The organism is Leisingera sp. CC-HEC093 (genome assembly GCF_059429195.1).
This window is the reverse complement of the sequence record NZ_JCAIJR010000004.1, coordinates 1-12,581: the sequence shown is the minus strand read 5'-3', so window position 1 is coordinate 12,581 and position 12,581 is coordinate 1. Positions and strand designations below refer to the sequence as shown.

The 12,581-nt window shown below is 63.6% G+C and carries 10 protein-coding genes; 4 read left to right on the top strand and 6 right to left on the bottom strand.

Annotated elements, in window-relative coordinates; translation table 11 throughout:
- Window positions 1-22 precede the first annotated feature (22 nt).
- Together AC5STB_RS21325 and AC5STB_RS21320 are read right to left on the bottom strand one after the other, a co-directional pair.
- Window positions 23-2,440 carry a GcvT family protein gene (locus tag AC5STB_RS21325; RefSeq protein WP_495444873.1) on the bottom strand — a complete coding sequence of 806 codons (2,418 nt, stop codon included), beginning with the start codon at window positions 2,438-2,440 and terminating at the stop codon, window positions 23-25.
- 155 nt (window positions 2,441-2,595) lie between these two features.
- Window positions 2,596-3,849, bottom strand: coding sequence for an aminotransferase class V-fold PLP-dependent enzyme (locus AC5STB_RS21320; RefSeq protein ID WP_495444872.1), 1,254 nt, complete (start codon window positions 3,847-3,849; stop codon window positions 2,596-2,598).
- Between the two features lie 216 nt (window positions 3,850-4,065).
- Between AC5STB_RS21320 and AC5STB_RS21315 the strand changes: the two genes are divergently transcribed.
- Together AC5STB_RS21315 and AC5STB_RS21310 are read left to right on the top strand one after the other, a co-directional pair.
- Window positions 4,066-5,757, top strand: a complete 1,692-nt coding sequence (locus tag AC5STB_RS21315; RefSeq protein ID WP_495444871.1) for a thiamine pyrophosphate-binding protein — start codon at window positions 4,066-4,068, stop codon at window positions 5,755-5,757.
- Window positions 5,758-5,871: 114 nt separating this feature from the next.
- On the top strand, window positions 5,872-6,987 hold the full coding sequence (locus AC5STB_RS21310; protein WP_495444870.1) for a cystathionine gamma-lyase: 1,116 nt from the start codon (window positions 5,872-5,874) through the stop codon (window positions 6,985-6,987).
- A gap of 23 nt (window positions 6,988-7,010) precedes the next feature.
- Here AC5STB_RS21310 and AC5STB_RS21305 read toward each other — a convergent pair whose 3' ends face one another.
- A complete protein-coding gene (locus tag AC5STB_RS21305; RefSeq protein ID WP_495444869.1) occupies window positions 7,011-7,898 on the bottom strand; it encodes a LysR substrate-binding domain-containing protein in 888 nt (295 codons plus the stop codon).
- A gap of 105 nt (window positions 7,899-8,003) precedes the next feature.
- On the opposite strand from AC5STB_RS21305, the gene AC5STB_RS21300 reads away from it, so the two are divergent.
- Window positions 8,004-9,662, top strand: coding sequence for a GMC family oxidoreductase (locus AC5STB_RS21300; protein ID WP_495444868.1), 1,659 nt, complete (start codon window positions 8,004-8,006; stop codon window positions 9,660-9,662).
- 13 nt (window positions 9,663-9,675) lie between these two features.
- On the top strand, window positions 9,676-10,884 hold the full coding sequence (locus AC5STB_RS21295; protein ID WP_495444867.1) for a mandelate racemase/muconate lactonizing enzyme family protein: 1,209 nt from the start codon (window positions 9,676-9,678) through the stop codon (window positions 10,882-10,884).
- A 15-nt stretch (window positions 10,885-10,899) separates the two neighbouring features.
- On the opposite strand, the gene AC5STB_RS21290 is transcribed toward AC5STB_RS21295, so the two are convergent.
- The 3 genes from AC5STB_RS21290 to AC5STB_RS21280 form a co-directional block, all read right to left on the bottom strand.
- A complete protein-coding gene (locus tag AC5STB_RS21290; protein ID WP_495444866.1) occupies window positions 10,900-11,034 on the bottom strand; it encodes a hypothetical protein in 135 nt (44 codons plus the stop codon).
- Window positions 11,035-11,055: 21 nt separating this feature from the next.
- Complete coding sequence (locus AC5STB_RS21285) at window positions 11,056-11,337, bottom strand: trimethylamine methyltransferase family protein (protein WP_495444865.1); 282 nt, start codon at window positions 11,335-11,337, stop codon at window positions 11,056-11,058.
- A gap of 63 nt (window positions 11,338-11,400) precedes the next feature.
- Window positions 11,401-12,579: an aromatic ring-hydroxylating oxygenase subunit alpha gene (locus AC5STB_RS21280; RefSeq protein ID WP_495444864.1), complete on the bottom strand. Its 1,179-nt coding sequence runs from the start codon at window positions 12,577-12,579 to the stop codon at window positions 11,401-11,403.
- Window positions 12,580-12,581 lie beyond the last annotated feature (2 nt).

Sequence of the window (12,581 nt, the reverse complement as noted above, 5' to 3'; positions counted from 1 at the left end):
TGGGCGGATTTGCTGTTTTATATCAGGCCCGCAGCCGTGCACCCGAGGGGTCGAAGGCGGCGGCTTTCAGGATGCGCGCCTTGTGCGGTTTGCCGAGGATATAGACCTCAACCTCATCACCCGGCTGGGCAACCTTGGGGTCAGCATATCCCAGCGCCAGCGATTTGCCGACAGAATAGCCATAGGCGCCCGAGGTGACGCGGCCCACAGGTTTGCCGTCAGGGGTGAAGACAGGCTCGCCGCCGGAGGCATCGGCATCGTTCACCGCGTCGATTTCAAAGGCAGACAGCATTTCGCGCGGGGCATTGTCCTTTACCTTGAGATAGGCGTCCTTGTTGAGGAAATCCTTGTCCAGTTTGATGAGCCCGGCCAGGCCGACCTCCTGCGGCCAGTATTCCTGGCTGTATTCGCGGCCCCAAGAACCATAACCCTTCTCGATCCGCAGGCTTCCCAGCGCACGGCCGCCGACCGGGCCGCCGCCGAACTCCGCTGCGGCTGCGAGCAGGGCGGAGTACAGCTTGACCTGATCGCTTTCGGCGCAGTGCAATTCCCAGCCCAGATCGCCGGTGAAGGAGACGCGGATGGCCAGGCATTCCACACCTGCCACGTCGATGGTGCGCGAGCGCATGAAGCGGAAGTTTTCGTTCGTCAGGTCGGCATTAGTCATTCGCTGGAGCATCTCGCGCGACTTCGGACCCGCCACGTTGAACCCTGCAATGCGGTTGGTGGCGACCTCAAATGTGGTGCCCTCCGGCAGCTCAACCATGTTGAAGAAGCGCTGGTGATAGCGTTCCGCCATGCCGGAGCCGACCATCATGTATTCATCGTCGGCAACCTTGGTGATGGTGAAGTCGCCGGCCACGCCGCCGCGGACCGAGATCAGCGGTGTGAGGCAGGAGCGGCCCACCTCAGTCGGCACCTTGTTGGCGACCAGTTTGTCCAGCCAATTAAATGCACCCGGGCCTTTGATCACATAGTTGGCGAAGTTCGAGATGTCGATCACGCCGACGTTTTCGCGCAGCATGCTGACCTCGCGGCCGACCGGCTCCCACCAGTTTTGGCGGGTGAAGCTGTTGGTGTCCTGGGTGCCGGGAGTGCCGGAGAACCACAGCGGATGCTCCCAGCCGCAGTTCAGGCCAAAGACGCAGCCCATTTCCTTTTGCAGCTCATATGCGGGGCGCACACGGGCCGGACGGCCGGCGCTGCGTTCCTCGTTGGGGAAATGGATGGCGAAGCGGTGCGCGTACTGATCCTCGACCCGGGCCTTGGTGAATTTCTTGTCCGCCCAGTCGCCAAAGCGCGCCAGATCCCAGGCGAACATGTCGTACTGCGGCTCGCCCTCAATCATCCACTGGGCTGCCAGCAGGCCGAGGCCACCGGATTGGGAGAAGCCGGGGATGATGCCGGTGCAGCAGAAGTAGTTCTTCAGCTCCGGCACCGGACCCCAGATGGCGTTGGAGTCGGGCGACCAGATCATCGGGCCGTTGATGACACGCTTGACGCCTGCGGTCTCAGCGCAAGGAACGCGTTCGGTCGCGCGGATCACGTTTTCCATGATCCGGTCCAGATCGTCGGGGAACAGTTCGTGGGCAAAGTCCAGCGGCGTGCCGTTTTCGGCCCAGAACCGCATGTCCTTTTCATAGGCGCCGATCAGGAAGCCGTTGCCCTCCTGCCGGAAATAATATTCGCCGTCACGGTCGGCGATCGAGGGCAGGCGGCGGCCCAGCTTGGCGACCTCATCGATGGATTCAGTGACGAAATACTGGTGTTCGGTCGGCTGCAAGGGCAGGGTGAGCCCCGCCATCGCCGCCACCTCGCGGCCCCAGAGGCCGCCTGCGTTGACCACCCATTGCGTATGGATGTCACCCTTTTCGGTTTTCACAATCCAGCTGCCGTCGGGCTGCTGTTCGGTGCCGGTCACCGGGCAGAAGCGTTCGATCTGCGCACCCATGGCGCGGGCGCCGGCGGCATAGGCCATGGTGACGCCGGAAGGGTCCACATTGCCGCCATCGGGTTCGAACATGATGCAGCGGATGTCGTCGAACTGGGCCAGCGGGTGCAGTTCCTTGGCCTGCTCGCGGCTGACTTCATGGAAGTTCAGGCCGTAGTATTTCGCCTTGGCCTCCTGCAGGCGCAGCTGGTGCTCGCGCTCTTCGGTCTTGGCCAGATACAGGGAGCCGGGCTGGAACACGCCGCAGCCCTGGCCGGTTTCCTTCTCCAGCTCCTTATACAGATTCATCGTGTAGTGCTGGACACGGGTCACGTTGTTGTTGTCGTGCAGCCCGTGGATGTTGGCCGCCGCGTGCCAGGTGGAGCCTGCGGTCAGCTCGTCGCGTTCCAGCAGAACCACGTCCTGCCAGCCGAGTTTCGCCAGATGGTAGAGGATCGAGCAGCCGACCAGCCCGCCGCCGATGACAACTGCCTGTGCATGGGTTTTCATGCGTCATGTTCCTTTGCCTGCGTGCCTGAAACGGCGCGCCCTGCAGACCGGGGCGCGCCGCTAATTCCTTCCGGGCGACCCTAGCGGCGGCTGGCCTGGATGACCCGTGAAGAATTCAGGCCCAATGGCCCCGGATTCGATGGGTCATCCGGCGATTACCCGGTAATCTCTTTCATCACGCCCAGGAACTTCGCCACTTCACCGATGCTGTTGTAGTGGCACATGGACACCCGCACGCAGCTGTCCATGCCCAAGGGTTTCAGGATATTGCCAGAGTAATGGTCCGGCTTGCGCAAGTGGGTGCGGATGCCCTGTTCGTTCAGGTGTTTTACCACATCCACCGAAGGCACGCTGTCCACGGTCAGCGACACAAGCCCCTCGCGCGCCGGGTTGTCCGGACCGCCGAGGATGGTGACGCCTTTCATCTCCGCCAGGCCGGGCAGGTTGCCGGTGCCGTGGATCATCGCGTTGGTCAGCGCCGTTTCATGGGCGTGGATTGCTGCGCCTGCCGCCACGAATTTTTCGCGCCGGTCCGTGGCACCGCTGACTTCGCCGCCGAGCCATTCCAGATAGCCGGCCACATCCGACAGCGCCGCATAGCTGCCGGTGTCGCGGGTTCCCATTTCCCAGTTGTCCGCAGGCCCGCCGGTCAGCACGTTATGCGGCAGCTTGGTCAGCCGGTCCGAGATCCAGGCGAGCCCGTAGCCGTGGCGCGAGAACATCTTGTAGGGAGAGATTACATAGCCATCGACACCATAGGCGGTCAGGTCAATACGACCATGGGCGGCGTGCTGGATGCCGTCAACGATGATGTAGCATTCCGGTGCCACCGCGCGGATGGCTGCGGCGCAGGCGGCCACATCCACGCCCATGCCAGTGACCGGGGAGGTATGGACGATGGTCGCGACGACAGTGCCCGGCGTGACCGCCTGTGCATAAGCTTCGGCTTTGATTGTGCCGCTGGCGTCATCATGGGGGATCAGGACGTGGCTTTGCCGCGCCACCCCGGCCCAGCGGGCGCAGGCGGAGCGGGTCGCAGGATGCTCCAGCGTAGAGCCCAGCACGGTGCCGCCCCCGGCGGTGGCGAGGCAGGCGTTCATGATCAGCCGGAACAGCAGCTCTGTACCGCTTTCGCCAACAAAGAACTGGCCGCCGGGCGCGTTCATCATCACGCGCATGTCCTCTTTGGCTTTGTTGATCACCCGCGCCAGTTCGTGGCTGCCGGGGTTGTCGCGGCCTTGGTTGTCGGGGATCGCGGCATAGCGCGCGGAGGTCTCCACCACCGAATTCAGTGTCAGCGCGCCGCCGGCGTTTTCAAAGAAGACGCGGCTACCCTGCTGCGGGCAGTCCTCCACCTGGGCAAAACGGGTGCGGATCTGATCCAGCAGGGCGTCAGTGATCTGGGGCATGGCATGTCCAACCGGGAAAGTGTTTGATTTGCCGCTACAGTAGGGCGGTTCCGGGCCAGCGGCATGCGAAAAATTCCGGGGCCGAGGGGCAGAAATCCCTGTGGCTGACTGCGCGCTGATTTTGCCTTCACATTTATCTACATTATTGTATACAGTCTGGAGCACGAATCCCGGGCTCTCCCCGGGGCAGGTTTCACGCAGGTTTTGGGGGTCCCCATGAAGAACACGATGAACGGTGCCGAGGCGATGGTGCGCTCATTGGAGGCGCATGGGGTCACCCATATCTTTGGCTTGTGCGGTGATACTACGCTTCCCTTTTACGATGCGATGAACCGGCTGGAGCACGGCATCACCCATGTTCTGACCCGGGATGAGCGCAGCGCGGCCTATATGGCCGACGGGTTTTCCCGTGTGACCGGACGGGTAGGTGTTTGCGAAGGGCCGTCCGGCGGCGGCGCCACCTACATCCTGCCGGGGCTGATCGAGGCCAATGAAAGCTCCTATGCGGTGCTGGCGATCACCACCGACATTTCCGTGGGCTCCTACGGAAAATACCCGCTGACCGAGGTCAACCAGGAGGTCCTGATGGGGCCGCTGACCAAGTTCAACACGGTGATCAAGCGCGGCGACCACATCCCGCGCATGGTGCGGCAGGCGTTCCGGGCGATGGCCACCGGCCGCTCCGGCTCAGCGCATCTGGGGCTGCCTTATGACATCCAATATGACGCCGTTCCGGCCGATGACATATGGGGCGACCCCAAGCACCAGAGCTACCCCGCCTACCGCGCGGCGCCGGAACCGGGCGCAGCCGAGGCCGCGGTTGAGGCCATCCTCACCGCAAAATCGCCGCTGATCGTCTGCGGCGGCGGCGTGGTGATTTCCGGCGCGACGGAAGAGCTGGGCACGCTTGTCTCCCGCCTCGACATTGCCGTGGGCACCTCGATCTCCGGCAAGGGATCGCTGGCCGACACCCATCCGCAGTCGCTGGGCGTGGTCGGTTCCAACGGCGGCACGGATGAAACCTGGGAGATGATGGAAGGGGCCGATCTGGTCGTCTTCATGGGCTGCCGGGCCGGGTCCACCACCACCTCGCGCTGGGAAGCCCCGAAGCCCGGCCAGAGAATCGTACATTTCGATAATGACCCGATGACCATCGGCGCCAACTACCCGACTGAGGCCGGCGTGGTGGCCGATCTGAAACTGGCGCTGCAGGCGGTGAACACCTATCTGGACAGCCGCGAGGGCGACCTGCCGTCCTTTGGTGCTGCTGCGAAAATCGCCGACATCAAGCAGCGCAAGTTCGCCAAGTTCGAGGAACTGGCCAATAGTCAGACCGAACAGGTCCTGCCGGAGCAGATTGTTCATGCTCTGAATCAAAACCTGCCGGAAGACGCCATTGTGGTGTCCGACCCCGGCACCAGCTGCCCCTATTACAACGCCTATTCGCAGCAGAAGCATCCGGGCCGCCAGTATATCACCAACCGTGCCCATGGTGCCTTGGGGTATTCGCTGTCAGCATCGCTCGGCGCGTGGTTCGGGCGGCCCGGCTCCAAGGTTGTGGGGATGATGGGCGACGGTTCCTTCAACTTCACCTGCGGCGAGCTGGAGACCGTGGTGCGCTGCAATGCCCCGATCACCTATGTGGTGTTCTCCAACGCGAACTTCGGCTGGATCAAGGCGAGCCAGCGGGACGATTGCGAAAAGCGCTATTACAATGTGGATTTCAACCGCACCAGCCACGCTGCGGTGGCGGAGGCGTTCGGAGTCAAAAGCTGGCGGGTGGAGCGGCCGGAGGATCTGGACCAGGCGTTCAAAGAGGCCTTTACCCATGACGGTCCGACCTTGATCGACGTGGTCTGCCAGGCATTGGAGGACTCCGCCGCGCCGGTGCGCCGCTGGATGGGCTGAAGCCGGTCAAAACAGATGGAACAGAAGGCCGGGAACCTTGCGTTTCCGGCCTTGTCTCTTTCGCCGGACGCCCGCTATGACTCTGCGGATCCCGCAGTCTGGAAAGGCGACCCAATGGACAAACCCACCGCTCCTAAATCCGGTGCCATGCTGCACCTGCGCGGAAACTCCTTGGCAGAGGGCGACCCGGTGGCGCTGCCGCTGACGCAAAGCTCCATGTACCACCTGCCCGGCGACTGGACCGGCGGCCCCAGCTATGGCCGGGTAGACAATGCCACATGGGAGCATCTGGAGCACGTGCTGGGCTATCTGGAGGACGCGCCTGCGCTGGCGTTTCCATCGGGCATGGCGGCGATTTCGGCGGCGCTGTTTGCCACCTTGAAAGCAGGGTCGAAACTGCTGATCCCGTCTGACGGATATTATGTGACCCGGCGGCTGAGCGAGCGGTTTTTGCAGAACCTTGGCGTGGAAGTGCACCAACGCACGACCACCGGTTTTGCCGAGGGCGGTTTTGACGGCTTTGACGTTGTTTTTGCAGAGACGCCTTCGAATCCCGGACTGGATCTCTGCGACCTGCGTGCGATTGCCAGTGCCGTGCACGCCGCAGGCGGGCTGCTGGTGGTCGACAACACCACCATGACCCCGCTGGGCCAGCGCCCGCTGGAGCTGGGCGCGGATGTGGTCGTCGCCTCTGACACCAAGGCGCCGGGCGGCCATTCCGATGTGCTGATGGGGCATCTGGCCACCCGCAATGGAGATGTGTTGCAAGCCGCGCGTGAATGGCGGCAGTTCGGCGGCGGCATCCCCGGCCCGCAGGAGGCCTGGCTGGCGCACCGCGGGCTGGAAACTTTGGAGGTGCGCTTTGACCGGATGTGCAGCACCGCAGAGGTGCTGGCCGAACGGCTGGCGGCGCATCCGATGGTACAGGGCATCCGCTTTCCGGGGCTGGCATCCGACCCCTCGCACGAACTGGCGAAACAGCAGATGGTGCGGTTCGGCTTTCTGATCTCGATCACCCTGGACAGCGCCGAACAGGCCGACGCCTTCATCAACACCTGCCCGCTGATCCGCTCCGCAACGTCGTTCGGCGGGGTGCATACCTCGGCTGAGCGCCGCGCCCGCTGGGGCGATGCGGTGGCGCCGGGATTCGTGCGGCTGTCGGTCGGCACCGAACCGGCAGAAGAGTTGTGGAGCGCAATGGCCGCCGCGCTGGACACGCTGCAAGGGTAGCGGCGCAGAAGGGGGGATCCGGGTCAGGTCAGCGCCTGGTACAGCGACAGAAGCCAGTTGCAGAAGGTTTTGACCTCCTCCCGCTGGCCTGCCCGGTCATTGACCACAATGTAATGCGAACGCCGTTTCGGCAGCTTGTACGCGGTTGGGACAACGACCAGCCCCTGCTCGATGTATTGTTTGGCAAAGCTTTCCAGCACCATCGTCACCCCATGGCCCGCCGCAACGGTCTGCAGCGCCAGCAGGGAGGAGTCCGCCTTGAGCCAGTCCGCAGGCGTTTGCAGGTTCAGCCCGTGCAGCTCCGACAGGCGGCCCCAGTCGGTTTCGGAGCCGAAGATCTGCACTACATCAGACCCTGCCAAATCGTGGATGGAAGGACTGCCGCCCAGATCGCGCAGGTACCCGGGGCTGCAGACCGGCACCGCATTCTCGTGGCCCAGATGCAGAACCTCGTTCTCCTGCCAGTCGCCGCCATAGCGGACGTCGATGTCCAGCCCTTCCTCATCAAAACGGCTGGCCCAGACCGATGTGGTCAGCTGCACCAGAATTTCCGGGTGCGCCGCCTGAAAGCGGCCAAGCTGGGGCGCGATGACCAGTGCCGCACAGGAGATCGACGCCCGCACCCGGACCACACGCTTGCGTTTTTGGCCGAACAGTCCGGCCGTGGCCTGCTGCATGTCGATGAAGGATTTGCGGATCGGCTGGGCATAGGCCTGGCCGGTGTCGGTCAGTGCCACCCCGCGGGGCAGCCGTTTGAACAACTGGGTGTTCAGGTGCTTTTCCAGCAGCCGGATCTGCTGGCTGATGGCGGCGGGGGTCAGGCCCAGCTCCTCGGCGGCGGCAGAAAAGCTGCTGAGCCGCGCAGCAGCCTCAAAGGCCTTGAGCCAGGTGACATGGGGCAGATCGGTCATGGACAAGCTTTAAGCACAGTTAGGCCATAGGGGCAAAACGCATTGTTTGATTTACGCCTAATGCGCTGCGCAATCTGATGGAAAACCAACGGAACCGGGCGTGCCATGGCGCAGACATTTGACTTCATCATCGTGGGCGCCGGATCGGCAGGCTGTGTGCTGGCCGACCGGCTGACCGCCAATGGCCGCTACAAGGTGCTGCTGATCGAGGCCGGCGGCAGCGACCGGCGGTTCTGGATCAAGATCCCGGTGGGCTATGGCTTCACCTTCTCGGACGCCAGGGTGAACTGGCGCTATTCCGCCGCGGCGGATCCGGGGCTGAACGGGCGTGCGGCCTATTGGCCGCGGGGCAAGGTGCTGGGCGGTTCCAGCTCAATCAACGCGATGGCCTATGTGCGCGGGCTGCCGCATGATTTTGATGATTGGGAGGCGGCAGGCGCCGCCGGCTGGGGTTGGGAGAACGTGCGCCGCAGCTATGAAGCGCTGGAGAGCAACGATGAATGGCACCAGGGCCGCCGCCGGTTGCGCGGGGCAGGGCCGGTACGGGTCAGCGACCTCAGCGAGCGGATGCATCCTTTTGCCAGGAACTTTTTGGCGGCAGGGCAGGATATGGGCTGGCCGTTTCTGCCCGACATGAATGCCGCGGCGGAGGCTGGGGCTAATACCCTGCCCAGCGAGGGCATGGGCTATGTCCGCAGCACGGTAAAGGACGGGCGGCGCTGGTCCTCGGCCGATGCGTTCCTGCGGCCTGCAATGAAGCGCGGTAATCTGTCCGTGATCAGCGGCGCGATGGTGGAAAAGGTACTGACCGCAGGCGGGCGGGCCACCGGGGTGTCTTTCCGAGTGAACGGCCAGCCGCAAACTGCCTTGGCAGCGCGCGAGGTCATCCTAAGCGCGGGGGCGGTGAACTCTCCGCAGCTCTTGCAATTGTCCGGCATCGGCCCGGCGGCGCTGCTGCAGCGGCACGGGATTAAGGTGGCGCAGGATCTGCCGCAGGTGGGGCAGGGGTTGCAGGACCATCTGGCGGTTTCGCATTTCTTTTGGGCCAATACCGCGACGCTAAACAACCGGTTGGGCAGCCTGGCCAAACAGATCAGGGCCGGGATGCAGTATGTTCTGACCCGCAAGGGGCCGCTGAGCGTGCCGGTGAACCAGTGCAGCGGCTTTGTCCGCACGGCGGGCGCGGCACTGCCGGATGTGCAGGTTTACTGCAACCCGGCGTCTTATTCGACGCAGGCGAACGGCAAACCTCAGATCGACAAGGACAACGGCTTCCTGCTGTGCGTGCAGCCCAGCCGCCCCGTCAGCCGCGGGCAAATCAACATCCAGTCAGCCGACCCAATACAGGCCCCCTTGATTGAGCCGAATTCGCTTTCGGCAGAGGAGGACAAGGCCACGGCCATCCGCGCCAGCCACCTGCTGCAGGCGCTGGCTGCCACCCCCGCTATGAAACAGGTAACGCGGGAGCGGCGGGTGCCGGATATTGCCGGGATGGATGACGCCGCACTGCTGGACAACTTCCGCGAACGCGCAGGCAGCGTGTTTCATGCAAGCTGCACGTGCCGGATGGGGCATACTGCTGCCGACTCGGTGCTGGATGCCCGGCTCAGGGTTCACGGGATGGCCGGTTTGCGGGTGGTCGACGCCTCGTCATTCCCGAATGTGACCTCAGGCAACACCAATGCACCTACCATGATGCTGGCCGCCCGCGGCGCGCAGATGGTTCTGGACGACAATGAAAACAGGCCCTTGGCGGCTGAATGACAGGGATTTTCAGATGAAGCTCGACAAGATTGAAACCTTTGTGTTCGGCAACCCGCCGCCGCGCCACGGCGGGCGTTATTTCATCTTTGTGCGCCTGACCACCGCCTGCGGCATCACCGGCGTGGGGGAGATTTACAACGCAACTTTCGGCCCGGACCTGTGCTGCGCAATGGCAAAGGAGATGTTTGCCCGCCAATTCGAAGGCTGCGATCCGCACCATATCGAGAAGCTGTGGCGCAAATCATATGGCGCCGGGTACACGCTGCGGCCGGATGTGACGGTGATGGGGGTCTTGAGCGGGCTGGAAATGGCCTGCTGGGACATCATCGGCAAGGCTGCGGACAAGCCGGTTTACGAGCTGATGGGCGGCCAGGTGCATGAGCGGCTGCGCAGTTACACTTACCTCTATCCGGCAGAGGGCGATGTGTACCCGGACCCGGACACGCCCAATGTCTACAACGACCCGGACATGGCCGCTGAAGTTGCTCTGCAGCAGGTGGAGCAGGGCTTTACCGCGGTGAAGTTCGACCCCGCCGGGCCGTATACGATCTATGACGGCCATCAGCCGCGGCTGGAGGATCTGGAGCGCAGTGAGATGTTCGTGAAGCGCATCCGCGAGGCGGTTGGCACCCGCGCGGACCTGCTGTTCGGCACCCACGGGCAGTTCACCGTCTCTGGCGCCAAGCGGATGGCGCGGCGGCTGGAACCCTATGAGCCCCTGTGGTTCGAAGAACCGGTGCCGCCGGAAAACCCCGCCGACATGGCAGAGGTGGCACGGTTTACATCCGTGCCGATTTCCACCGGCGAGCGGCTTTGCACCAAGCATGAGTTCGCCCGGGTGCTGGAGGCTGGTGCGGCCTCAATCCTGCAGATGGACTTGGGGCGGGTCGGCGGCCTGCTGGAGGCCAAGAAGATCGCATCCATGGCCGAAACCCGGCAGGCCCAGATCGCGCCGCATCTTTACTGCGGGCCGGTGGTGGCGGCGGCGAATATCCAGATTTCCGCCTGCAGCCCGAATTTCCTGATACTCGAGTCGATCGGCACCTTCGAAGGCCCCTATATGTCCTGCCTGAAATCCGCGATCACCTGGGAAGAGGGCTATGTGATCCCCTCCAAGGAGCCGGGTCTGGGCGTGGAGCTGGACGACGAGGCCATCGCCGCCAGCCCCTATACCGGCAGTGAACTGCACCTGGAATTGGCGCAGGAGCCGGTGGTTCAATAAGCGTACGCCCCGGCATTATCTGCCGGGGCACATGGCACCCGGCAGCAGTTTGACAGGGAACTTGGCGCGGACCTCTGCGTCGAGCTTGCTGCCGAAGTAGTTCGGGTAATGCTCGCCCAGGATCCTGTCCGGAACCTCGCGGTCGATCATGATCTGCTTGCCCGCCTTCCCTCAGGTATCCGTCAGCTCCCGGTCCATCAGGCCGGGGCAGACATATTCTGTCTCCGTATACTGCGGCGTCTGGGTGTTGCCGAGGAAATGGCCCGGGCCGGTGGCACAACCGCGGATCACGTCGGCTGAGAGGGTGTCGTCGCTGACCTCGATCCCGCGCAGGGTGCGGAAAGCACAGGCGGCCGTGTTCGCTGAGGTAGGCGCCCATGGACAGCACCAGCTCCAAGTGTTCCTCTGCCGGGCCGCCGCTGCGGCGGCGGGTTCGGGTCTTGGTGACGTCAAGCAAATAGCGGCCTCCGGGGCAGGGTCAGGGCGGATCCGGGCTAAAGGGTAGGGCAGATCTGCTCAGATCATGTTGAAGTAGCTGCGGTAGAAGCCGGGCAGGCTCCATTCCATTTCCGACAGCGGACCGGGCACGAAGCGGTGCGAGTTCACGCCCTCCTGGTTGTGGCGGATGATGCGCTCATCATCGAGCGAAGTGACATGCCACAGCCAGGTCAGCGCTTCCTTGTCATAGTCGCGCCCCTCGTCAGCATCGCCGCGCACGTACCAGGCAATCTGAATGTCGGTCTCCTGCAGGCCGCGGGGGACAAAACGGTAGCCCACCAGATGGTCGGCATAAATCAGGAAGTAGTTCAGCGTACCGATGGCCAGATCTGTGGCTCCGCCGTCATGGCCGCTGAGCGCCCCCAGCGGCGGCGCCAGCGGCTCGCCGCTCCTGCTGCCGGTCTGGTAGCCGGGAAACAGCGGGTAGCGGCGCCAGTAGACGTCGGCGCCGGGCGCCTGCGCATTGGGGCCTGTCAGGTCCAGTTCTTCTACCGGCAAACCTATGGCAGCGGAACGTTCGCGCAGTGCCTCGCCGTATTTCTCCACATCCGCCGGATCCTTGAGCGAGTGGCTGCGGGAATACTCCTGATGCGATGGGGCGCAGTGATAGCACTCCAGGTAATTCTCCAGCGCCAGCTTCCAATTGGCGGGCACCGGATAGGAGGCTTCATGCGCGAGTTTCAGGTTCTCCAGCTGCATCGGCGCAGACAGCGGCGCAAGCCGGTTCAGGCTTTCCTCAAGCGGGGGCGGATTGTCATCGGCGCAGACAAAGATCAGCCCCTGGAAGATCTGCACCTGCACCGGAAACAGCCCGTATTCGGAGGGGTCGAAATCCGGCCCCATGGCGCGGCCGCCGCGCAGTTTCCCGTCCAGCCCGAAGGTCCAGGCGTGGTAGGGGCAGGAGAACACCCGCGCAGTGCCCTGTTTTTCCAGGCACACGCGGGAGCCGCGGTGGCGGCAGACATTCAGATGCGCGCGGACGTCGCCGTCGCGGTCGCGCACAACGATCACCGATTCCGGTCCGTAGTCGAACAGGAAGTAATCGCCCGGCTCCGCGATCTGGCTGACGTGGCCGACCCAGATCCAGTTGCGGTTCCAGAACATCTTTATGTCGTGTTCATAAACCGCTTCCGAGGTGTAGAAATGGCGGTCCAACGCAAAACCCTCGCGGTGGCTGTCCATCAGCTCACGCATCACTT